General features: G+C 35.9%; 19 protein-coding genes. 5 read left to right on the forward strand and 14 right to left on the reverse strand.

Annotated elements, in window-relative coordinates; genetic code table 11:
* Positions 1 to 184 precede the first annotated feature (184 nt).
* A complete protein-coding gene (locus tag DWB61_RS04000; RefSeq protein WP_125029605.1) occupies positions 185 to 1,366 on the reverse strand; it encodes a M20 metallopeptidase family protein in 1,182 nt (393 codons plus the stop codon).
* Between the two features lie 395 nt (positions 1,367 to 1,761).
* On the opposite strand from DWB61_RS04000, the gene DWB61_RS04005 reads away from it, so the two are divergent.
* The 3 genes from DWB61_RS04005 (at position 1,762) to DWB61_RS04015 (ending at position 5,482) form a co-directional block, all read left to right on the forward strand.
* Positions 1,762 to 2,856 (forward strand): DUF1573 domain-containing protein, encoded by a 1,095-nt coding sequence (locus DWB61_RS04005; protein ID WP_125029606.1) that lies wholly within the window; start codon positions 1,762 to 1,764, stop codon positions 2,854 to 2,856.
* A 262-nt stretch (positions 2,857 to 3,118) separates the two neighbouring features.
* A complete protein-coding gene (gene meaB, locus DWB61_RS04010; protein WP_125029607.1) occupies positions 3,119 to 4,249 on the forward strand; it encodes a methylmalonyl Co-A mutase-associated GTPase MeaB in 1,131 nt (376 codons plus the stop codon).
* A gap of 135 nt (positions 4,250 to 4,384) precedes the next feature.
* Entirely contained in the window at positions 4,385 to 5,482 is a 1,098-nt protein-coding gene (locus tag DWB61_RS04015; RefSeq protein ID WP_125029608.1) for a TlpA disulfide reductase family protein, read from the forward strand.
* Between the two features lie 170 nt (positions 5,483 to 5,652).
* Here DWB61_RS04015 and DWB61_RS04020 read toward each other — a convergent pair whose 3' ends face one another.
* Both DWB61_RS04020 and DWB61_RS04025 read right to left on the reverse strand, forming a co-directional pair.
* Positions 5,653 to 6,369 (reverse strand): Crp/Fnr family transcriptional regulator, encoded by a 717-nt coding sequence (locus tag DWB61_RS04020; RefSeq protein ID WP_125029609.1) that lies wholly within the window; start codon positions 6,367 to 6,369, stop codon positions 5,653 to 5,655.
* 153 nt (positions 6,370 to 6,522) lie between these two features.
* Positions 6,523 to 8,169, reverse strand: coding sequence for an NAD+ synthase (locus DWB61_RS04025; protein WP_125029610.1), 1,647 nt, complete (start codon positions 8,167 to 8,169; stop codon positions 6,523 to 6,525).
* A 268-nt stretch (positions 8,170 to 8,437) separates the two neighbouring features.
* Between DWB61_RS04025 and gldB the strand changes: the two genes are divergently transcribed.
* Positions 8,438 to 9,436, forward strand: coding sequence for a gliding motility lipoprotein GldB (gene gldB, locus DWB61_RS04030; RefSeq protein ID WP_125029611.1), 999 nt, complete (start codon positions 8,438 to 8,440; stop codon positions 9,434 to 9,436).
* A 181-nt stretch (positions 9,437 to 9,617) separates the two neighbouring features.
* A complete protein-coding gene (locus tag DWB61_RS04035) occupies positions 9,618 to 10,157 on the forward strand; it encodes a 5-formyltetrahydrofolate cyclo-ligase (protein ID WP_125029612.1) in 540 nt (179 codons plus the stop codon).
* A 211-nt stretch (positions 10,158 to 10,368) separates the two neighbouring features.
* Here the strand turns inward: DWB61_RS04035 and DWB61_RS04040 are convergent, their stop codons facing one another.
* The 11 genes from DWB61_RS04040 to DWB61_RS04090 form a co-directional block, all read right to left on the reverse strand.
* A complete protein-coding gene (locus DWB61_RS04040) occupies positions 10,369 to 10,824 on the reverse strand; it encodes a transposase (protein WP_125029613.1) in 456 nt (151 codons plus the stop codon).
* 154 nt (positions 10,825 to 10,978) lie between these two features.
* Complete coding sequence (locus DWB61_RS04045; protein WP_125029614.1) at positions 10,979 to 11,716, reverse strand: hypothetical protein; 738 nt, start codon at positions 11,714 to 11,716, stop codon at positions 10,979 to 10,981.
* Between the two features lie 421 nt (positions 11,717 to 12,137).
* Positions 12,138 to 12,866: a DUF6261 family protein gene (locus DWB61_RS04050; protein WP_125029615.1), complete on the reverse strand. Its 729-nt coding sequence runs from the start codon at positions 12,864 to 12,866 to the stop codon at positions 12,138 to 12,140.
* 772 nt (positions 12,867 to 13,638) lie between these two features.
* Positions 13,639 to 15,033 (reverse strand): dihydrolipoyl dehydrogenase, encoded by a 1,395-nt coding sequence (lpdA, locus tag DWB61_RS04055; protein ID WP_125029616.1) that lies wholly within the window; start codon positions 15,031 to 15,033, stop codon positions 13,639 to 13,641.
* A 480-nt stretch (positions 15,034 to 15,513) separates the two neighbouring features.
* Positions 15,514 to 16,344: a metal ABC transporter permease gene (locus DWB61_RS04060; RefSeq protein WP_156190168.1), complete on the reverse strand. Its 831-nt coding sequence runs from the start codon at positions 16,342 to 16,344 to the stop codon at positions 15,514 to 15,516.
* Between the two features lie 43 nt (positions 16,345 to 16,387).
* Positions 16,388 to 17,125 carry a metal ABC transporter ATP-binding protein gene (locus DWB61_RS04065; RefSeq protein WP_125029617.1) on the reverse strand — a complete coding sequence of 246 codons (738 nt, stop codon included), beginning with the start codon at positions 17,123 to 17,125 and terminating at the stop codon, positions 16,388 to 16,390.
* A 167-nt stretch (positions 17,126 to 17,292) separates the two neighbouring features.
* Positions 17,293 to 18,162, reverse strand: a complete 870-nt coding sequence (locus tag DWB61_RS04070; RefSeq protein ID WP_125029618.1) for a metal ABC transporter solute-binding protein, Zn/Mn family — start codon at positions 18,160 to 18,162, stop codon at positions 17,293 to 17,295.
* Between the two features lie 81 nt (positions 18,163 to 18,243).
* Positions 18,244 to 21,102 (reverse strand): excinuclease ABC subunit UvrA, encoded by a 2,859-nt coding sequence (gene uvrA, locus DWB61_RS04075; RefSeq protein WP_156190169.1) that lies wholly within the window; start codon positions 21,100 to 21,102, stop codon positions 18,244 to 18,246.
* A 76-nt stretch (positions 21,103 to 21,178) separates the two neighbouring features.
* Positions 21,179 to 22,165: a lytic transglycosylase domain-containing protein gene (locus tag DWB61_RS04080; protein WP_125029619.1), complete on the reverse strand. Its 987-nt coding sequence runs from the start codon at positions 22,163 to 22,165 to the stop codon at positions 21,179 to 21,181.
* A 40-nt stretch (positions 22,166 to 22,205) separates the two neighbouring features.
* Positions 22,206 to 23,309, reverse strand: coding sequence for a pyridoxal phosphate-dependent aminotransferase (locus DWB61_RS04085; protein ID WP_125029620.1), 1,104 nt, complete (start codon positions 23,307 to 23,309; stop codon positions 22,206 to 22,208).
* A 235-nt stretch (positions 23,310 to 23,544) separates the two neighbouring features.
* Entirely contained in the window at positions 23,545 to 24,936 is a 1,392-nt protein-coding gene (locus DWB61_RS04090) for a C1 family peptidase (protein WP_125029621.1), read from the reverse strand.
* Positions 24,937 to 24,946 lie beyond the last annotated feature (10 nt).

The following is a 24,946-nucleotide window of genomic DNA, read 5'->3' on the forward strand; positions in this document are numbered from 1 at the left end:
TGTTAATATTAATGCAAATGTAATATCATATTTTAAACTCAAAAAGAAAATCGAATAGAATTCTTCTATTTTAAAAGAGATTAAATAGTGACTAAAGTCTTGTCTTTGTCGGCATTGCCTTAGTAGTCAGCAAATAAAGACTTTTGTGTCTTGTAAAGAACAGCCTTTTACTATAATAAAAATCTTATTTATTTAAGAAATCTATCGCTAAATAGGCCATTGTTCCCATCGATGTTTCTAAACTCAGATCTTCAGCCTCAAAACTAGATGTGTGTAAACCACCTGATTTATCTTTTTTTACGCCAAAACGATAAAAGCAAGATGGGTATTTTTGTGAATAAAAACCAAAGTCCTCTGTAGTCATTCTAATATCCATATCTTCCACTTTATCATTATCTAAATAGGCAATCGCCGCATTTTTAGATGAACGGGTATAATTGATATCATTAACTAAGAATGGATAGCCATCTTTGATGTCTACTTCACATTCGGCTCCCATTCCTTTTGCCGTATTTTGTGCAATATCAGTTATGAGTTGTTTTGCTTTTGCACGCCACTCTTCATCCATTGTTCTAAAAGTCCCCGCAAGGTTTACCTCCGAAGGAATAATATTGGTCGCACCATCTGCACTCATTTTTCCAAATGTGAGAACTGTAGGGATTCGAATATCGGCATGTCTGCTAACAATTTGTTGTAAAGCCACAATAATATAAGATGCTATTAAAACCGTGTCATCGCACTTGTGAGGCATAGCTCCATGTCCACCTTTCCCCTTAATCTTCAGATAGATCTCATCACCAGAGGCCATGTACATGCCCTCACGAAAACCGACATGTCCTGATTCCATATCAGGTAAGACATGTTGTGCCATAATCAAATCTGGTTCTGGGCTAAGAGCACCTTCTGCCATCATCATTCGAGCACCACCAGGAAGTAATTCTTCACCAGGCTGAAAAATAAGTAAAACTGTACCTTCCCATTCACTTTTTAGTTCATTCAGAATTTTTGCAGTTCCTAGTAAACTTGCCATGTGCATATCGTGACCACAGGCATGCATGATGCCCTCGTTTTTTGAGCAAATAGAATGGGATTCATTTTCATGAACAGGTAAGGCATCCATGTCGGCACGAAGAGCAAGCACTTTCTTATTAGGGTTTTTACCTTCAATTTTTCCAACAATACCTGTTTTTACAAAACCACTTTTGTAAGATATTCCATAAGTTTCGAGCTGTTTTTGAATGAACTTTGATGTTTCAAATTCTTCGAAGGATAGTTCAGGGAACTCATGCAAATGGGTTCTGATTGCCTTAATTTCTTTAAGGTAATTATGGCTTAGTTCTTTAATTTTATCGATGATATGATTCATGAATATATGTTCTGATCATTTTTTTATAAGTCTTCAACTGCTTGCCAGAAAAGCTTTTGGAAGCTACGAATAGCATGTGTTTTGCTTTTAGGTATTCAAAGTAAAATTAGGCATTTCAATTTAAGAACCAATATTTAAATATATTGAGGATGAATTGATTTTTTTTTGGAAGAATATGATAAGCTAAATGTTTTAGATCTCCTATGTCTATTGATACGTCTAGTTTGTATTTAATAATCATTTACAAGTATTTAACGATATAATATAGTGTTTTTATCTGATTTTAATTATTTTTGTGTGAATGATTTCTAACAGGAAATCTGAACCAATTCTTTTTTACAACTTTATTTTTGACTGTAACGATATGACAGTTGAAATGTTTTAATACAATAATTATGAGATTTTTTTATTTCCTATTGATTGGATTAGTATTATCAAGCTTTGGGCTTAGTGCTCAAGAGACCAAACCAGTTATGGAGTTTGGCTCTACAATTCACGACTTTGGAGCAATTAAAGAAGAAACGGGGAAACAAGTTTATTCTTTTGAATTTGTAAATAAGGGAACTTCTCCTATTGTTATACAGAATGTGCGTTCTTCATGTGGATGTACGTCTCCTGATTGGAGTAAAGCTCCGGTTGCACCTGGTCAAAAGGGATTTATTAAGGCAACTTTCGATCCTAAAAATCGTCCAGGACCTTTTAATAAATCAATTACTATAACTGCGAATACAAATCCTTCTATTTCAATTCTTCGTATTAAAGGAGCTGTAACAGCTCGTGTTAAAACAGTTCAAGATTCTTTTCCAAGATTGATGTCTGGTCTTAGAATGACAAGTAATCATTTGCCTTTTACTAAGGTGAAAAATAATGAGGTTAAAGAAGCTATACTTGAGGTTTATAATGATACGGATAGTGCGATGACGGTTTCTTTTAGAAGAATTCCAGCTCACTTAAATATCAAGCTTGTTCCAGAAAAAATTGCTCCAAAAACAAGAGGTAAGATTATAGCGGTATACGATGCTACTAAGAAAAATGATTGGGGTTTTGTTACGGATTATTTGGATTTATTAATAAATGGAACTTTTGAGCCAAGAAATCGACTAACGATTAGCGCTGATATTACTGAGAATTTTGATATGTGGTCTAAGGATGAGTTGTCTAAAGCTCCTAAATTAGAATTTGAGGAAAAAGTTTTCAATTTTGGAGAATTGGCTCAAGGTGAAAAAGCAGAGCATATTTTTCTAATGAAAAATACCGGAAAATCTGATCTTCTGATTCGTAAAACTAAAGCTTCTTGCGGTTGTACGGCTATTTCTCCTCAATCTAAAATTATTAAAGCTGGTGAATCTACAGAGTTGAAAGTTGTTTTTAATTCGAGAGGTAAACGAGGTCGCCAGAATAAAAGAATTACAGTTATAACCAATGCACCTACAACTTCAACAGTTGATCTACGTGTAATGGGAAATGTGATTATGCCTAAAGTAAACTAGAGCCAGAAACTTATTTTGATAGTGATATTTTAATATTGCTAATTGAAAATATTGAAAGGGTTGTTCGAATTTAATTTCGACAACCTTTTTTTATAGAATAGAAAAAGATTGTTTAGGTGTATTTGTTTATTCCTAAGCATGAATTTTTTAATTTCGCAATAGTATCGCGATAATGATTTGAATATCTTAATCATTAAATTAAGGACTTAAATAACTCAATTCAATAATTTTACTTTGAGTTATTAGTAAAATAAATACAATCATGGTAGATAAAAAAAATAAAGATCATATAGAAAATGATTCCTCGTATAAGGCACTAAAGGTTAACGCAGGTATTAGCCAACCACCATCGATTAATCCTAATATTGCTGAGCGTCTAAAAAACAGAAAACGTAAGATGTATTCGGTTGAAGATTACATCAAAGGTATTTTGGATGGAAATATGAGCATCTTAAGTCAGGCTATCACATTGGTTGAAAGCTCAAAGTTTGAGCATCAGAAAATTGCTCAAGAGATTATAGAACGTTGTTTACCTTATTCAGGGAAATCAACTCGAATTGGTATTACAGGTGTGCCAGGAGCAGGTAAAAGTACCTTTATCGAGGCTTTTGGAAAACATGTAACGAGCATGGGACATAAGTTGGCTGTTTTAGCGATTGATCCAAGTAGTGAGCGAACAAAAGGAAGTATTCTAGGTGATAAAACGCGTATGGAGGAATTAGCAGTTGATCCTCTGGCATATATTCGACCTTCACCTTCTGCGGGTTCTTTAGGTGGAGTTGCTCGTAAAACTCGTGAAAGCTTAATTCTATGTGAAGCGGCAGGTTTCGATACGATTTTAATTGAGACAGTTGGAGTTGGTCAGTCTGAAACTGCTGTGCATTCAATGGTTGATTTCTTCTTGTTGATACAAATTGCGGGTGCCGGTGATGAACTTCAGGGGATTAAGCGTGGGATTATGGAAATGGCTGATGCAATTGCAATCAATAAATGCGATGGAAGTAATATAACTAAAGCTCAATTGGCTAGAGTTCAGTTTGAAAATGCCTTACATTTATTTCCTTTGTCACCATCGCAATGGTCGCCTAAAGTTCTTAGCTGCTCATCAATTGAGAGTACAGGTATCGATGTGATTTGGGATACGATTATGGATTATTGCAAGCATACACATGAAAACAATTATTTCGAAACTCGTAGAAGTGAGCAAGCAAAATATTGGATGTATGAGACAATTCATGAACAATTACGAGATAATTTTTACCACAATAATGAAATCAAGAGCATGATTCCTGATTTTGAGAATAAGGTTTTAAATGATGAGATGAGTTCATTTATTGCGGCTTACAAGTTGTTGAATACCTATTATGATGAAGTTAAAAAAGGAGATGATTAGTTGAGTCATTGATGTAAATCTTATTAAATCCAACTTTGATAGCCAATATGAGGCTCTTATCGAAATAACTTCGTCTAGTCAAATTAAATAATTAGATTTAGCAGAATATTAACTAAAAAACAAAATACGTTTATTATGAAAAAATTACTATTTGCAGCAGTTGCAATTTCAGTTCTTTTTGCAGCCTGTGATACTCAAAAAAAATATGAGCTTTCTGGCAAGATTGAAGGACAATCAGAAGGGAAGATCTATTTGAATATTGAAAAGAATAGAGAACTTGTGAAAATTGATTCTGCTGATATCGTTGATGGAGCATTTAAGATTGAAGGTCATGTCGCTGTTGCTGATATGTATTATTTACAAATTGATGATAAAAGAGGTGCAATTCCTGTTTTTCTTGAAAATGCGCCTATTTCTGTAGAAGCAAATATAGAATCTTTACGTGATGCTAAAATTACAGGTTCTGTTTCTCAGGATCTTTATAATAGTTTTGTAACTAGCATGATGGCGTTCAAGTCTAAGCAAGAACCTATTATTGCTGCTTATAAAAAAGCGATGTCTGAAAAAAATGAAGCTGAAGCTGAAGCAGCAGTTAAAGAATACGAAACCGTGGATGCTGAAAAAATGGAAACTGTGAAGACTTTCGTAAAAGCAAATGGGAATTCAGTTGTAGCAGCAGTTATTTCTTATAGAAATTTATTGAGTCAACTTGACGTTAATGAAATGGAGGAATTGTTCAATACTTTTGGAGAGGATGTAAAAGCTTCAAGTAGCGCGCTATTGATCAAATCTAAGATTGATATTTTGAAAAAAGTTGCCGTTGGTCAACCAGCTCCTGACTTTACTTTAGATACGCCAGAAGGAACTCCTATGAGTCTGTCAAGTCTTAAGGGTAAAATTGTGGTCATCGATTTCTGGGCATCATGGTGTGGACCTTGTCGTAGAGAGAATCCTCATATGGTTGAGATTTATAATGAGCTAAGCCCTAAAGGTGTTGAGTTCTTGGGTGTTTCTTTAGATAAAGATAAAGACAAGTGGTTGAAAGCAATTGAAGATGATGGATTAATCTGGAAGCATGTTTCTGATCTTAAATATTGGGATTCAGCAGCTGCAAAACTTTATGGTGTAAATGGTATTCCTGCTACTGTTCTTATCGATCAGAATGGAACTATTGTAGCTCATAAAGTATTTGGTGATGAGCTAAAAGCTGAGATTGAGAAATTAATTCAGTAATTGAAAATATATGGAGGGAAACCTCTCTAGTAAAACCTGATTGGTAGAAATACCTCTCAGGTTTTTTTTTATTAACTAAAGGGGCGTTATTGAATAATTAGAGACGAGTTATGAGTATGAAAAAAGGGAATCCAAATAATGAATTCCCTCGTAAATATTTTGTGTTAGGATTAACCTAGCTTGCTAATTCTATCTAATTTAACCTTATCTAAAATCTTAATTTTTCTACCGTCAATTGCAATTACACCTTCGCTTGCAAAAGTAGAAAGCGTTCTAATGGCGTTAGATGTTGTCATGTTTGATAAGTTGGCAATATCTTCTCTTGAAAGATAAACCTTGATTGTCATCCCATCATCTTCGAAACCATAAGTATCGCGAAGGAATAATAAAGATTCTGCCAGACGTCCTCGAATATGCTTCTGAGTTAAAGTTACAGTTCTATTGTTTGAGAAACCTAATTCGGTAGCAAAAGAACGTATGATGCTTAAAGAAAGCTCAGGATTGGTCTTGATGAGTTTTAGAATCATATCATAAGTCACAGTACAGGTTACCGAGTCTTCAATGGCAACAGCTGATGCAATATTGTTTTCTTCTGCAAATAGAGCTCTGTAGCCTATAAAGCCTACAGGTTTTGCCATACGTACAATTTGTTCACGTCCACCCACACCTTCTTTGAATATTTTCACTTTCCCCTCTTTTAAAGAGATCAGTCCAAGTGGTTTTTCGCCTTCTTTATAAATGTATTCACCCTTCTTAAAAAAGCTACAACTCATGTTGTTTTGAATGTTTTCTTTTTCTTCTGGAGTAAGAACATTAAATACTGAATTCGGATGGTTAATTACCTCTAAACAGATTTGTTCTCTAATTTTTTTATCACTCTCAATCATGATCGGATCTGGTGTATGAATTTAGAAATCGGATATGTTATAAAACATTTCAAATGTATGAAAATCAAATTAAATGGCAAAAGGAATAAAGAAATATATCTGCAATTGTTATTGCCTTGTAATGGTCACATATTCATGTAGATATCCTTATTTTTAATGTTTTGCAACTAAAGGAATCTTTCTGCCATAACCAAATGCCTTAGATGAAACGCGTAAAACGGGTGCAGTTTGGAACCTTTTATACTCATTCATGTTAACTAATCTAATGATTTTATCAACGACCTCTTTAGCAAATCCTTGCTCAATAATTTCACTAACAGGCATATTCTTTTCAATATACATGAATAAGATTTCATCAAGAATGTCATAATCAGGAAGAGAATCAGAATCTTTTTGATCAGGTCGTAATTCTGCTGATGGTGGTTTGATAATACTATTTAACGGAATCACTTCTTCATCCTTATTCATGAAGTAAGCTAGCTTGAAAACGTCAGTTTTGTATACATCACCAAGCACTGCAATACCACCATTCATATCCCCATATAAAGTCCCATATCCAACAGCCGATTCACTCTTGTTTGAGGTGTTCAATACAATATGTCCGAATTTATTTGATAAGCCCATGATCAGTGTTCCTCTTACACGAGCTTGTATATTTTCTTCTGCAATATTAAAAGGTAAATCGCCGAAGATAGGAGCCAGGTTGCTTTCAAATGATTTAAAAATATCTTGAATAGGCACAATTTCGTATTGAATACCTAGGTTATTCGCTAAGTCTATTGCATCTTTTACCGAATGATCAGAAGAAAATTCTGAAGGCATAAGTAAGACACGAACGTTTTCTTTTCCAAGAGCTCTTTCTGCTAATACAACCGTTACAGCAGAATCGATACCACCTGAAAGACCTAATGTTGCTTGCTTGAAGCCCATTTTACCGAAATAATCCTTAAGCCCCAGAACAAGCGCATCATGGATTTTTTCGATATAATCAACTTCTTTTTCTTCAGCTTTTTGCTCTTCAATTTCATTTAAATCGATGAGACTAAAATCTTCTTCAAAATAGTTGAGACGGCAAGCCACATCACCTTTTGAGTTAATGGCCATAGAATCGCCATCGAAAATTAATTCGGTATTAGCACCAATCTGATTCACGTAGATAAGTGGCAATTGATATTTTTTTGAAACTGATTGTAGAATTTCAGTTCTAATGTTTTTCTGATTGTGAGAAAAAGGAGATGCCGCAATATTCACAACAAAGTCAGGTTTTAGCTGACTTAATTTTTCCATTGGAGAAACGGTGTACAATTCTTCTTTGGCAAAGTTGTTGTCAACAGGCTGCTTTTCCCATAAGTCTTCACAAATGGTAAGGGCTATTTTCTTGCCTTTATACTCGACTAGATTGAACTCAGTGTTGGGTTCGAAATAGCGGTATTCATCGAAAATGTCGTATGTAGGTAGAAGAGTCTTGTTGTGAATGCTCTGAACTTTCCCATCGCACATGAAAAAGGCAGAGTTGTATAAGTTTTTGCCTTTGGAATGAGGGTTGATAGATGGACCTCCAAGTACAGCAGCAATATCAACACAATGTAAAGCAACCAGATCGATAGCTTTTAGTGTTTTCTCAATAAAATTTTTTCTCTCCAATAAATCTTTGGGAGGATAGCCGCAAATTGCTAATTCTGAAAAAACAATCAAATCAGCTTGTTTGCTTTTTGCTTTATGAATGGCATCGATAATTTTATCTGAATTGGCCTCGAAGTTTCCTATATGATAGTTAAGTTGTGCTAAAACAATCTTCATTTCTGTATGATTTACGACAAATTAGGTTTTCTCTCCTAGATAAAGGAGATTCGCAAAGTTAATGATAAATCATTAATCTTTTAAGGCCCAAAGAGCTAATGAATAAACAAAATAAGCCATATAAATATGATTTTTTAACTTTGATGCCTGCTGTATTTTGGTAATTTTGATAATGCTTGATAAAGATGTGTTCTTTTCTGGATTTTCTTATTCAAGACGATGTACATTGAAAAAGAGATGGGTTTTACTTTAAATCTTATAGATAATAATGAGAAAATTAGCATTTGGTTTGCTTTTAGGAATGACTTGTGTTTTTGTAGCCTGTCAATCGAATAAACTTAAGGTTGATGTGTCAGATATCAAACTGGAAATAAAAATAGAACGCTTTGAACAAAAGCTTTTCGATCTTAAAAATGGGAGTTCTTTAGAGGACTTGAAAAGTGAATATCCACGAATCTTAAGATTATATTCTGAAAAGGTGATTGGTTTAGGCCATGTTGATGATTTGAATTATCTCCAATATTTGAATAAGTTTCTCAATGATTCAACGATGAATCTTGTGGCGAATCGGATTGATTCAATTTTCCCGGATCTGGATCAACAAGAGTCTGAATTAACAGGTGGCTTTAAACATTTGAAATATTACTATCCGAAAGCTGAAATTCCAAAGATTTTTTCTCAGATATCAGGTTTTAATCAATCCGTAGTTGTTGATGAGGGTTTAATAGGTGTTAGTCTGGATAAGTATTTGGGGGTGGATTGTGATTTCTATGCCTTACTTAGGCGTCCTGTTTATTTGCGAGAGAACATGGTACCCATTAGAATTGCCCAGGATATTCTTTTAGCCTATGGATTAACCGAGTTTCCTTTTAGGCCCAAAGCACACAATTTAATGGAGCAAATGATTTATCAAGGAAAGATTCTCTATTTCCTTCAGGCCCTTCTACCAGAAAAATCAGAGTCTGATATCGTGAAATACAGCTCTGAGGATTATAAGTGGTGCGTTGATAATGAAACTCAGGTTTGGGCCTATTTGATTGAACAAAAACATTTGTTTAGTACTCAGACTAGCATGACTCGTAATTATATTAACGACGCGCCTTTTACCACAGGTATGCCTCAGGAGTCACCAGGGCGAATAGGTACTTGGGTTGGTTTACAAATTGTAAAATCCTATATGGCTAAGCATTCAGAGTTAAGTATTCCCCAATTGATGGCTGAGGATGATTATGCTGCCATCTTGAGAGAATCGGCTTACCAGCCTTGATTAAAAGATCAATTTATATAGAGGTCGATAATGCAAGGTCGTAAAGCTTAAATTTAGTCTCTCCTTCCTGGGGAATCCGATGGATCACAAACTCTTAAATTTGAAATGATATCGAGAGTAAATGTCCGAAGGACAGAGGGGTGTTTATAATTAATAATAGAAAATTATTTATTATTCTGTAATGATAGATGAAGAAAAGAAGCGGATCCGTAAAGAGATTCGTACTTTGAAGAATGCTATTTCTCTCGAAGAGAAAACGAGCCGCTCAATTGTAATTTTGGAGAATGTAGAACAACTACCAGAGTTTATCGAAGCAAAAACGGTGATGCTTTATTGGGCCATGGCTGATGAGGTGCAAACATCCGATTTTGTTATAAAATGGGCAGCCAGCAAACGTGTGATTCTGCCCTGTGTCAATGGGAATACTCTCGATTTAAGAGTATTTAGAGGTGTAGAAGATTTAGTTGCGGGTGAGAATTTTGGTATTCCCGAACCATCAGGTGAATTGTTTACAGCTTATGATGAGATCGATTTGATTCTCGTCCCTGGTGTCGCTTTTGATGTGGATAATAATCGAATGGGTAGAGGTAAGGCTTATTACGACAAGCTTCTTTCAAGCCTTAAAGCTTTTAAATTGGGTGTTTGTTTTTATTTCCAGCTTTTAGAATCTGTACCTACCGACGAACACGATATTAAGATGGATCAGATTGTTTCGGAATAAATCTACAAGCTTTTTAAACTGCCCTTTCAGGGCGTAAATTGTATTCTGTGCTTTTATTACCCAAGGCGTTGCCATTGGGCTTAAGTAAGTTGCCACTCTGTGGCGAATTTATCTCTTTTGCGGGCTGAAAGCCCATATTAATTCAGCCCGAAGGCAAAGCCTCGGGAGATGTTGTAGATTATGACATACGCCCTGAAAGGGCAGCTTCATATTAATCATGCCATAAATATTTCTCATTATAGTCAATACCATATTCTTTTAGAAATATTAGATATTCCTCCTCGAAGCTCATCTTTTTATGATGTTTTTCCTGATTTGCAATATAGCGTTTTGTTATATCGTGTAATGAAGAACTTACAGAAAAACCGCCATAACCAGCTTGCCAAGCAAAGCTGCTATAATGAGAGCCTTTTGTTTTTATCCATCGGCTGCTGTGGCGTTTTATTTCTTCAACTAATTTAGATAAGGCTATATTTTTTGACATCACGCATAAAATATGGATATGGTCTTCTACTCCGTTTATTAAAATTGGAATTGAATCCTTATCTCGAATAATTGCACCCATGTAGGCATACAATTCCTGTTGGTCCTCCTTGCGAATTTTTATTCGTGATTTTTTTATGTGGAAGATTATATGAACAAAAAGCTTTGACAGTGATTGTGACATCATTAAGGTTTTTAAGCTGCCCTTTCAGGGCGCAAATTGTATTCTATATTTTATCCCAAGGCCTTGCCATTGGGCTTAAGTAAGTTGCCACTTCGTGGCGAAATATTCTCCGCTAGGCTAATGGCCTAGCGGCAGCCTACTCGATTGTGTAGTGTTATTGATTTACATTAAGTATTTCTATAAATCTATTTGCTTTCAATTTAATTTCTTTAATTCTATTTGGATTCTTCTCACTTTCTTTCATCATCCAATATTTGTTTTCATTCCATTCAAATACTCTGTTTTCTCCACTTCCTTTTTGAGTAATAAATCCCCAAAACCATAAGTCATCCCAGACTTCAATCTCCTCGTGTTTGTAAAATTCCTTAATCTTTTTGGTAATATTGTCAAAATTCCAACTTCTATTAGGTTCAATTCCTTTAAATATTGCAATTATTACAGCATCAACTGGTAAATAAAAATCATCGGATTCTTCAATATTCTTGGGAGTATCAGTCCAAATTTTGAGGTCATTTCTATAGTTTCCATTGTGCAAGTGGAATATGGTTTTTGTAAATAGTGCTGCTGTTTTATTACCCCAACCACTTTGAATTCTTAAGCTTTCAAAAAGGTTTCTATAAGTCAATTCTTTGTTTTCAGAAATTCGATTTAAGAATCCTTTAAACGTCAGTAATTCATCAGGTTTCTTATGAATTTGTTTAAAGAAGCTTGATAGTTTATCAATTTTCGGTTGACTTTGAGTATTGGCTATGTCATAAAGAAGGTTGACAACCTTATCTTCGGTCTTTTCATATGGAGTGATTGCGGCATCATAGAAATTTTCTTGAACGATCTTATTATAACTTCTATTTCCCTTGAGAAAGCTGAAAATTTCGTTTAGTTTTTCTTCCATAATATTCATTTTGCACTGTGAACTCTAATGCTACAAAACAAGTGAATATTTTATCTCACTTATCTGTTTGTTTTATTCTCTAGCCTTGTATTTGTAGGTCTTTAAATTTTTGCAAGAGATTCTCATTTCCGTGAGTATCAATCTCCCTTGTTTTACTTAGATCATGTTCTAAGCTAGTATTTTTATCCAAAACAAAGGGCTTCACTTATTGTGAAACCCTTGGTCAATTGTTTTAAGCCAATTCGTTGGAATTTACTTTTTGCTTCGTTTTGGTGGCTTTAAGGACGGTGTGTTTCCAGGTGTATCTTTGTTGTCGCGTGCGCGTTTATCTGGCTCTCCTGTTGATTTAGCAATCCTTTTTGGTCCTGGTTTAAGTGGCATAATTTTCGTTTTTTAAGTTAATACTATAATTGTATGTACTCTAAACTAATTCGCTGTCTGGCTCGGTTGTTTTACTGCGGCGTTTAACCAATTCGTTATTTTTATCAATTAACTCGGCAATGGTTTTGGCAGTAGCCTCATAAACGGCAGGGTTTACCTTAGCCATGGTATTCATATAGCCCACCAGGTTGTCGTTAATTTCAGTGATGCTTGCCTTTTTTAACTGACTTGCCGAAGCCAAATATTTCTTCACACTCTCACCCTCGGCCTGTTGCAATGCCAAATTATCAAAATCTTTTTGAGCCATATCAGCAGTTGTAATTGTTTGGGTTACGCCCTGCAATTTGGCTATGGCTAGCAGAATATCAGGCTTGCTTAAATCGTTTAGTAAGGACTTAATATCTGCCGATTCTTCTGCATAATCTTCGTTCAGTATACTCAAGCTATAGTGCTCTAGTATGTTGTTTACCTGCAAGGCAGCTTCTTTTATCTCAGCAATAGGAATATACATATAACCCCCTACCAATTTAAACAAGGATCTAATTGCCATATCGCGCACATCGTCTTTCTCTGCCATCTGAGAATAAGCATTCAAGCGTTTCAATGCCTCAGTCATTGCGGTACTATTAGCACGTGTCTTTGCAATTATTGGCGTAACGTAAGTGTCCGCACTCCAATCGCTCTTATCAAATGCTTTTAGAATAAGGTCTAGTAATGTACTTGTGTCGCCATTGCGACTACTTGTTGAAATTTTCTTAATTAATGCCATCAAGGGATTTTTAAGGGTTAGTGTTTATTTATTATTCAAATGATTATTTTCTGCTTTACCAATTTAGGTAAGGGGCAAAAAATCAATATTTCAGGCTTTAACTGTATAGGTATTGAGTGAAAAACCATTTTTTAGGCTTTACCTATTTAGGCAAGGAGTAAAAAATCAATATTTCAGGCTTTACCTGTTTAGGCATTCATCAAAAAAACAATTATTCAAGCTTTACCCATATTGGTATCATTCAAACCCATCTCTTATCACTGTTCAATAGCCCTCTCTATCGCTGCTTTATAAGTATGTGTATGTACTTATCTTTGCTTGTGTTTTTATGATTAAGTATGAATTTACACTATTTTGTTTAAACTTGGAAAATAATTATCATATAATATCAAGTGATGTTAATAAATATAATAAGGTGTTGCCAGCTTAGCTTTATTTTATGCAGTTTTTATTTAGGCGTTGATTAAATAGGATCTCTTCAGCTCCCTACCCCTAAATCCCCTGAAGGGGACTAAAAAAAGCTACAACTTGAAGCCTCTTTAGGGGTTTGGGGTAAAAAAAAGAGAGGATACCCTTTGGGATATCCTCTCTTTATATATTTGTGTTTATCTGTTTCAAATACACCCTTTCGTCTATCGACACTTTCCCTAAAAGGGAAAGATTTAGGCACAAAACATAGAATAGTAATTCAAAGTTTTGTTCTCCCTTTTCAGGGGAGATGTCCGAAGGACAGAGCGGTGTTCAATGATTCGCAGTTAATGAACAAACTTTTTTAAATATGAATCACTTCATCATAAGCAGCTGCAGCTGCTTCCATTATCGCTTCACTCATTGTTGGGTGAGGGTGAATTGCTTTCAGTAACTCGTGACCAGTTGTTTCAAGTTTACGAGCGACTACTAATTCAGCAATCATCTCAGTTACATTAGCACCAATCATATGAGCACCTAGTAACTCGCCATATTTGGCATCGAAAATCAGTTTAACGAAACCTTCGTTGGCTCCAGCAGCACTTGCCTTACCCGAAGCAGAGAATGGGAATTTACCCACTTTGATTTCGTGTCCAGCTTCTTTAGCAGCTTTCTCAGTCAATCCCATTGAAGCAATCTCTGGGGTGGTATAAGTACAACCAGGAATTGTGGTATAATCGATAGGCTCAACGTTCATGCCTGAGATTTTCTCAACACAACAGATACCTTCAGCAGAAGCAACGTGAGCCAAAGCAGGACCTTCAAGGATATCGCCGATGGCATAAATACCTTCTACATTGGTGCGGAAATAATCGTCAACAATAACTCTTCCATTTTTAGTTGCAACACCAGCTTCTTCAAGACCAATGTTCTCTGTGTTTGGAGCAATACCTACAGCAGAAAGAACGATCTCACATTCGTGAACTTCGATTTCGCCTTTCTTATTTTTGATATTTACTTTCAAGTCACCAGCAGTACCTTCAACAGATTCAACTGATGAATTCACCATGACTTTAATTTTATTTTTCTTGAAAGAACGTCCCATTTGCTTCGAAACTTCTTCGTCTTCTATAGGAAGAATGTTTGGCATAAACTCAACTAACGTTACCTGAGTTCCCAAGCTTGAGTAGAAATAAGCAAACTCCGATCCAATCGCACCAGAACCCACAACAATCATCGACTTAGGCAACTTATCAAGAGTTAAAGCCTTACGGTAACCAATAATTTTTTCACCATCCTGTGGCAAGTTTGGTAATTCGCGTGAGCGAGCACCTGTCGCTAAAATAATGTGCTTTGCTTCGTAGTTGGTTTTACTACCATCTTCAGCCAAAACTTCTAGCTTTTTATCTGCAGTAAGTTTACCAAAACCATTGATAACCGTTACTTTATTCTTTTTAAGCAAATATTGAATACCTGCACTCATTTTGTCTGCAACACCACGGCTACGAGCCACAATCTTTTCAAAATCAGGCTTGATTTCACCTTCAACAGCAATACCATAATCAGCTGAATGCTTCATGTAATCGTAAACCTGAGCTGATTTTAATAATGATTTGGTTGGGATACATCCCCAGTTTAAACAGATACCACCCAGTTCGGCACGTTCTACTACGGCAACGTTCATACCCAATTGTGCACCTCTAATGGCAGCAACATAACCACCTGGCCCACTTCCTACTACTATTAAATCGTAATTCATCTTTATTTTGTTGTTTAGTTTATGAATATCTATGTGTTTCAGATCAGTTTAAAATCCTTCTGTTAAAGTCGATCTGATATATTTTCTGCTAATTTATTAATTCTAATTCTAAATAAAAGAATTTAAACTTTTTTTCCAGAGCACATACATGCACTTTTATCGATACTAATTTGGGCAAAACCCTGCGGGTCGGGCTATCCGCACTCGCTCTTTGTCCGAAAAAAAAATGGACAAAGGAGCTCAAACAAATGCTCCTATCCCTTTTGCGTAATTAAAAGCAAATGCCGCGAATTAATACGAACTTACCACGGATTATAAATTCCTTATTCACTCATTCCTCATTTTCTCCTAAAACTCTGTCAGGAACAACTACGTTGCACTCTAACAGGTTTTCTTCTCATATTTTTAACTCTAGGCACTTTCACTCATTTGTAATTCCTAATTCAGTCTCAAGACTGGTGATAATTCATAACTCATAATTCATAATTTGGGTCCTAGTTTTAAAAGACTTAGTTGAACCAGTTTTGCAAGGATAAATAAGATGACGAATGAAAAAATAATAGTTGCTCCAGAAGGAACGTTCATCTTATAAGCCATAAATAGCCCCAAAAGAGAGCCTAATATGCCAAAACCAATCGCTCCAATTATCATCCTTCCAAAATCCTGTGTAAACATATTGGCAATGGTTTGTGGAATAGTTAAAAATGAAATAACCAGAATAATACCGACAACCCGAATATTTAAAACGATAGCCAGAGCAACTAATGCAATCATCAAGTAATTGAGAAATTGGACAGGTGCCTTATGTGTTTGTGCGTAACTTTCGTCGAAAGCCACGTAAACAATTGGGCGCATCATAAAGGCAAAAACCAATATGGTGAGCACGCACAAGGCTGAAAGCAGGTAAAGATCGAGGCTCGAAACCGTGAGAATACTACCAAAAAGATAAGACATGAGGTTGGGAGCATAACCAGGTGTCATGTATATAAATATAATTCCCAAAGCCATTCCCAAAGCCCATAGTATCCCAATAACGGAGTCCTGACGAACATCGGTCTTTTTGGAAACCCACTCAATTCCTAAAGCGGATAAGACACCAAAAACGGCTGCCCCCAGAACAGGATTTAATCCTAGAAACCAGGCAATGCCAATTCCCCCAAAAGAGGCATGTGTGATACCTCCACTTATAAAAACGATGCGACGGGCTACAATATAGGTTCCTATAATCCCACAGGAGATACTTGCCAGTATGGCTGCTCCTATAGCGTTTTGGAAAAAATTGTAGCTTAATAATTCAATGATTTCGTTCATGAAATTTTGATTTCAAATGGAATGATAATGACTTGAAATTTCCTTAATGTTTCTTCAAAACTCGATGAGGGACTTCACCATGAGTAATTAAATCAATAGGACAGTTATACGTTTTGAGTTGTTCCTGATTGATAATGTTTGAATCGTGATAACACAAACTTCCATTGACACAAGCTATTGTTTTCACATGAGAACTGATGGTTCCAATATCGTGTGAAACAACAATAATGGCCATGTGATCGTTAAGTTGATCAAGTACGCCATAAAGTTCCATCTCGAAATGACTGTCTACGTATGTATCAGGTTCATCTAATATCAAGATTTGAGGATCAGAAATAATGGCTCTACAAAGAAATACACGTTGTAGCTGCCCTCCTGAAAGCTCTCCAATATTTTTATTTCTAAGATGAAGGATGCCCATTTGCTCCATCAGAACTTTAGACTTCTCCTTATCTTCGCTGGTGTATCTTCCAAATAATTTTTTGTGAGACATTAGTCCTGATAAAATGACTTCGCGTACAGGAATTGGAAATTTCTGATCGATGGTATTAATCTGAGGTAAGTAACCAATGAGGTTATCATCAATATTATTGAATTTAACCTGACCTTCGATGGGTTTGATTAAACCCAAAATAACTTTCAAAAGGGTTGTTTTCCCACCACCATTGGGGCCAATAATAGCAAGGAAGTCATTCTTTTTAACCGTTAGATTAACATCCTTGAGTACAACTTTATTATCGTAACCAGCATAAACTGATTTCAATTCCAGTAGTTTGGTCATTTTGTTTTTGTTGTTTTGAGCAGATACAAAATACAAAGTATTTCGCAGAAAGCACTATAGAAGTATCAAGTATCAAGTTAATTATGAATTAGAAATTATGAGTTATGAATTTCAAATTCATAAAATATCAAACTCACAATTTCACTCATTTTCAACTTTAGGCACTTCTATTTCTTTAGGTAAGTCATAATTCGGTTCATCTCAGTCAACCAATCCTCACTTAAGGGGTCAATCTGAATCAATTCAGCATCAATCTCTTTAGCAATAACCTGAGCATTTTCAATATTGAATTGCTTTTGAAGAAAAATTGTTTTGATATTGTGAGCTTTAGCTTGGTGGAGCATTTTCTTCATATGAGCCGGTGAAGGCGCTTTGCCATCGTGCTCGATTGAAATTTGAGTTAAACCATAGTCTCTTGCAATGTATGAAAGCGCAGGGTGGTAAATCATGAAAGCCTTTTCAGGCATTTGAGAAAAGATAGCTTCTGCACCTTTGTCCATTACATTGATATCCGACATCAACTTCATGTAGTTGCCTGTGTATTCTTGTTCTTTTTCCGGAGCCAATTGCACCAATACTTTAAAGGTATTTGCGATAAGTTGCTTGGCTGTTTTTGGAGATGACCAGATGTGAGGATCGATACCTCCTTCATGAAAATGATCGCCATGACGAACTTCGGTCCCTTTAATTAGTTCAATCCCCTCCGACATATCAACACTTTTAATATGATCGTTTCCTTCTAATAATTTATTCAACCAAGCTTTCTCGAATGGAATGTGACCAATTCTCAAATACAAGGATGATTTTGACATATCCTTCATTTGTTTTGGCGTGGGTTCATAGCTAGCAGGACTTGCTCCAGGAGGAATAAGTACGTTTACTCTGAAATCCTTACCAGCAATACGCTCGATAAAGTATTTTTGAGGTAGAATACTAACTGAAATTAGTTTATTGTCAACTTTGTTTTGTTTCGAGTTACAAGATTGAAATCCTAAGCTAAGGCCTAGGAATAACAAAAAAAGAGTGATTTTGTTCATTTGATTTTGATGCTTCAATTTAGAATAGTTTCAAATAACAAATGTAAAATATTTTACTCAATTAGCAATTCGTATTTCAAATTAAAGCAGCTCCTCTTTTAGAAATTTTGCAGTGAACGATTCTGTGCATTCTGAAACCTCTTCAGGCGTACCTATACACATGACTTCTCCTCCCTTACGACCACCTTCTTTACCGATATCAATCACATGATCTGCAACTTTAATCACATCCATATTGTGCTCAATTACGATTACCGTATTGCCTTTATCTACCAATCGATCTAATACTTCGAGTAAGACCCGGATGTCTTCAAAATGAAGACCTGTTGTTGGTTCATCAAGGATATAAAGAGTTTGCCCCGTATCCTTTTTAGCTAGTTCGGTTGCCAGTTTAACACGTTGAGATTCGCCACCTGAAAGCGTGGTTGATGGTTGCCCTAAAGTGATGTAACCCAATCCAACTTCTTGCAAAACTTTGAGCTTAGGCAGAATCGTTGGAATTTTCTCAAAGAAAACGACTGCTTGATTGATGGTCATATCCAAAACATCGCCAATAGACTTTCCTTTGTAACGAACCTCTAAAGTTTCACGATTGTATCGTTTACCATTACATTCATCACAATGCACATACACATCGGGAAGGAAATTCATTTCGATAGCTCTAACGCCGGCACCTTGACAGGTTTCACAACGCCCACCTTTTACATTAAAGGAGAATCTTCCGGCTTTATATCCTCGGATTAGAGACTCAGGTAATTTTTCGTAAAGTTTACGAATATCACCAAACACATTGGTGTAAGTTGCAGGATTCGATCGAGGCGTTTTTCCCAAAGGAGCTTGATTTACTTCAACGACCTTATCGACATGATCAATTCCTTTTATCTTATCGTAGCTCAAAGGATCTTTAACAGATCTATAGAAATGCTGTGATAGGATGGGTTGCAAGGTTCCATTTATCAAACTCGATTTTCCACTACCAGAAACACCCGTAACACAGATAAATTTCCCAAGAGGAAAACTAACATCAACATTCTTTAGATTATTTCCTTTACAGCCTATTAGTTGGATGCTTTTACCATTTCCTTTTCGTCTTTTCTCAGGAATAACAATGCTTTTTTTACCATTGATGTATTGCGAGGTAAGGCTATCGCCACTTAGCATTTTATTAGGCGTACCAGCAAAAACGATTTCACCACCATGCTTACCAGCAAAAGGCCCCATATCTACTACGTAATCAGCAGATAAAATCATATCCTTATCGTGCTCTACAACAACAACAGAGTTGCCCGAGTCGCGAAGCTGTCTTAAGGATTGAATCAATTTTTGATTGTCTCGCTGATGAAGCCCAATACTGGGTTCATCGAGTATATAAAGCACATTAACCAGCTGTGAACCAATTTGTGTTGCCAAGCGTATACGTTGCGATTCACCTCCAGAGAGGGTTATAGAACTACGATTGAGAGAGAGATATTCCAAACCTACATCAAGTAAGAATTCTAGACGATCTCGAATCTCTTTTAGAACTTCTGATGCAATTTTGAGTTGCTTTTCGCTTAAATGAGTCTCAACGGTTGCAATCCATTCGCTTAAAAGACTAAGGTCCATTTGAGCGAGATCGGTAATGTTCTTATCGTGAATTCGAAAATACAGCGATTCTTTTTTTAAACGTTGTCCTTCACAGGTTGGGCATAGTGTGTTTTTAATAAATTGCTCTGCCCATTTTTTTGCCTTTTTCGAAGTGGTACTACTTTCCTGATTCGAGATGTATTTTAAGACACCATCAAAACTTAAAAAGTAATTTGATGAACTCCCCAGTGGCGTATTTTCAAGCTTAAAGGTCTCGTTTGATCCGTCGAGAATAATACTCAAGGCTTCTTCTGGAATATCATTGATGGCCGTTTTTAAGTCAAAATTGTACTTACGAGCGATCGCTTCAATCTGCCAAAAGATTAGGCTATTTTTGTATTTACCCAAGGGCACAATTCCACCTGCGTGAATACTCACACTGTCATCGGGAATAATTTTTTCAATATCAATAGCACTTATTCGACCTAAACCTTTACACTTAGGGCAAGCTCCGTGTGGTGAGTTGAATGAGAAACTATGAGGTGCTGGTGTATTATAGGAAAGACCTGTACTAGGACACATTAAGAGACGACTGTAGTATTTCACTTCCTCACTATCCTTATCCATAATCATGGTAATGCCCTTACCATGTTTCATCGCCATTTGAATGGATTCTTTCAATCGCTTATCACCAACTTCATCAACAACCAATTTGTCAATTAAAATCTCGATGGTATGACTCTTGTAACGATCGACTTTAAAACCATGAAGTAATTCCACAATCTCACCATCGACACGTGCATATAAAAATCCTTTTTTTCTAATCTGTTCGAATAGATCTTTATAATGTCCTTTTCTCCCTTTTACAATAGGAGCGAGAATGTAAATTCGTTTCTCATTGAATTTCTCAAAGATGAGATTGATAATTTGCTCATCGGTATATTTAACCATCTTCTCACCCGTTTCGTAGGAGTAAGCAATACTTGCCCTTGCAAAAAGTAGTCGGAGGAAATCGTATAGTTCGGTTATGGTCCCAACGGTTGAACGTGGGTTTTTATTTGTGGTTTTCTGCTCTATGGCGATTACTGGACTAAGTCCGGTGATTTTATCCACATCAGGACGCTCCATGCCACCGAGGAATTGACGAGCATAGGCGGAGAATGTTTCGATATATCGACGCTGACCTTCAGCATAGATTGTGTCGAAAGCCAATGAAGATTTTCCACTACCACTTAATCCAGTAATAACGGAAAGTTGATTGCGGGGAATACTTATATCAATATTTTTCAGGTTATGAACTCTTGCACCAAGAACGTCAATATTCTCGGTTTCTAATAGTTCATTTTCTATGATTTGTTCAGCTTTGTCTTTCAATCTACAATCTCCTTATAATTTAAATCCTCGCTTCTACAGATGTTTTTACTTACGGATACCTTCAATAAGCTAACAACTACTTCTCTTCTTCCTGAGGTTTTTTGTATTCAGAAAACGCAAAATTAATATATCCTTTGGCAGGAAGTGTAATTTCGTACTCTTTTTTAGATTTATTTGTGAGATAGGGCTTTCTTAACCAAGGATTAAAGAGTTTTAGTATTTTATAATTAAGCCCATTTTTTTTTGCAAGATCAGCAAAATCCTTCACCTCACCTTTAATTTTAATCTTCCGAGTAGGAATGTTGGGATATAAATCGGAGTCACGGAATCTAAAGCCAAAATCTTGAGGATTTTCCATGATAAATTTGGTCGCAATAATTCTGAAAAGATAACGAGCTGGCTCTTCACCCAACAAAAGGTCATAATACGATCCTGCATTTTGAAGTTTCATTTGAGAATGGATGTGTGTTCTGCCTGCATTATATGAGGCAGCTACCAAGGCCCAGCTACCAAATTTTTCATAGGAATCTTTCAAATAGCTGCAAGCTGCTTGTGTTGATTTCTCAATATTGTATCGTTCATCTACTTCTTTATTAATTTCAAGCTTATAATCGCGAGCAGTAGGTGGCATAAATTGCCATAAACCGACAGCACCTGCTGGTGAAACAACTGTTGGGATCAAGCCACTTTCAATCAAAGCTAAATATTTAAAATCATCTGGGACTCCTTCATTTTTTAAGATAGGTTCGATGATTGGAAAATAACGATTGGCTCGTTTTATAAACAATAAGGTTTGAGATTGCCAATAGGTATTTACAAGCAGTTCTCTGTCCAATGATTCTTTTACATCCCATCGGTCCAAAGGCACTTTTTCATCTGCAAAGAAGAGATTGTTAGGTGTTTTTAATGCGTAAACCTCATACTTATCCATATAATCTGTTCCCAGATGTTCATTATCGAGGTCGGATAGTTTTGAGTAATTAAAAAGCTGGGCCACGAAATAACCACAGGTTAGCAAAATCAGTGTGAGTGATATATTTTTGAATGTCTTATTTTTTAACATGTTTTGAGTTTTTAAAGGCGTCCTAATACTGAGGTTTGATCTAGAATTTATCGAAATAAGTTTTGAATTCCTCTGGAGGCACAGAAACACAGATTCTAGCATATTTAGCAGCCTTATCTTTTTGGGTCTTGGTGAAATAGCTTAGTGATACAGAGCCGATTCTTTTTTCCAAGAGTTCTTCTTCTGATTTGTTTACGATTACAAATATGCCAATGGCTTTACTATTCGTGTAGAATTCAGATGCGAGAAGGCCTTTTTCTTCAAGAAAATTAATGTTCTGGTTTATACCTTTTACAGTTGTTTCTTTAAACTGTTTTCTGCTATTTTCTCCTTTTTCTGAGTTCAATAAATTTGCAACCAGAATTTGAGAGAAAGCATTAATGCCATTGGTGGCATACATGAGTCGAATACCCAACTCGGTATTAAATTCGGTATTTATAGAGTGGATAAAGCCCAAACGTTGCCCACTAAGCCCGATTGATTTGCTAAAACTTTCTACAATAATCACATTCTCAAAATCGAGTAGATTCTGATAAAAAAGATCTTCATTGTCGCAAAATATTCTTCGATAAGGACAATCGATTATAACAGTTGTATCATTATCATTCAGAATTTGAATGATCCTAAAAAGTTCGTCATCTTCAACCTTATTACCAATCGGGTTGTTTGGATCACAAATGATAACAGCTGAATTTTTAATTTCAGGTAAACGATCTAACAGATTATCAAAATGGGTATAAGTCCCAGATTCAATCTCTCGAATGGTCATTATCTGAAAATAGGAGCCCCAATAATACTCTGGTAAGAGAATTCGATCGACATTAAGTGTTTGGAATGTGAGGTCGAGAGCAGACATACCACCCCCACTAATACTAATATTAGACAAGGTGCTTTTGTTGTCAAAATAATGTTGATTGATTGCCTCTCGTAACTCTTGTCTTCCCTGCGAAGGAGGATAAACCTGCATGGCATTGCTATTGAAGCCTACATCTTCAACAATAGAATTTAGGTTTATATTGCAAACGGCATTTACACCACGATTAAGTAGTAAATATTCTTCCCCAGTTTCAACGCTCTGTTTTCTAATTCTCTCCCCGATACCAACAATGGCAGAATATTTTGCTCCACTTTTCCGTATTTGCATAAGTTTGTCTGTTTATGAAGATTCTAGTAAAATGCTTATTTAGAATAATTCAAAGATAAGAATATCTCTTGTTATGAGAACGGCTTATTGCCAGTTTTAATATTTGATTTAGATATTTTTTTTAAGTTTTTCCTTGTTCATTTTAAGAAAGACCATAATGAATAACGCCCCAAAACTAAGTTTTGAGGCGCTAATTATCTTGATTGTTCTGATTTATGAGTCTCTTGACCAAAAATTAAAACATATAGTCCCAAACAGGAAGTTGAATTGGCTTGCTTTCAAAAGCTTTGATCGCCTTTTCGTTTAAATATTTTTTGTTGATTACAACACGAAACATATACTCACTGAACCACTCATCTGTGAAAGTTAAGTAACCATTGTTTCCTGAAGTTGTACCCCAAGAGTTTTCGAACTCCCATTTTATTGGCTTTTCGTTTTCGTCAACATCAACTCCAATAAGTGTCATTGCATGAGATGAGCCCGATTGGCGAGTTAGGATTCTAGCTTTTTTGTCCATATCGAACTCAACACCGAATAAAGAAGCATAGTCGTAGGTGTTCATATCCATTACGCCAGCTTCACGGTTGTGTTGTTTTCCTACATCGCAAGATGCATACATCGCCTGATTGTTTTTGATAGAAGCCATCGCAAATGCTTTAATCTCATCATTTGGCAAGTTTAAATAGGTCCAGTTGATACCTTCAGCTACATTACGGTAGTTTTTGATTTCGTAAACTTTGTAATATTCACGAGTTGGGTCATTCATAATCATCACCATTTCGTCTTTTGCAAACTCAGGTGCTACAAGAGCCATAAATTCCTGAGGAGTGTATTTCTTAGCCTCGCTAACTTTACCATCAGTATCTTTGTATCTCCACGTAAAATCAACAGGTGGCTGACCCAATGAAAGAGCTAAAATACGGTAGACATCTTTCAATGCGCTTACTTTTGCAGCTTCAACTTTTTTCGCATGTCCTTTTTTGATTGCAAGCTGACGGATTTTGTATGCTTCACCTCTCAGTTTCTCTTTAACAATTCGGTTTAGTTGACCTGTGTTATTCGAAATAGTGGTTTCAGGCATAACTTCAGCTGGAACAACACCATATTTTTTTGCGACATTGAAAAATGAATTCCAAACACCACCATCATCAATAGGGCTACTTAAGTATCGAACAACTTCTCTGTCGTCCATATCTTTATCAGCAGTAGCAATAATGTTTTCTAAGAATAGGTTTGACTTTTCGAAGATATCCCAGAAATAGTTGTAGTTGTGTGAAAAATCGAAAGAGCTAAGATTTAAATCTTTGATCACGTTTGGACGAATTGTGTTCATCGAAGTGAACATCCAACAACGACCTGAGCTTTTTTGGTTGGTAATTCCTTTTACAGCAACTCTGTACTTAAAAAAGTGATCAGTTGCGCCTACTTTGTTTCTGTTTAGTGCTATATCGCGAATGCTTTTACTGTTTGTAATTGCATTCTGAATTGCTTGGGTTGAAGCATCAGCATTAAAGCTATTGCGAATCTCGCTAAGTGTTTTGCTGTCAATAGCACCCTTAGTTTGTGCCATGCTAGTACCTGCAATAGCCAAAGCTAAAACAGGAAGCATTAAAAATTTAAAATTCATGTTTGTGATT

It is taken from the genome of Ancylomarina euxina (assembly GCF_003863355.1).
Lineage (GTDB): Bacteria > Bacteroidota > Bacteroidia > Bacteroidales > Marinifilaceae > Ancylomarina > Ancylomarina euxinus.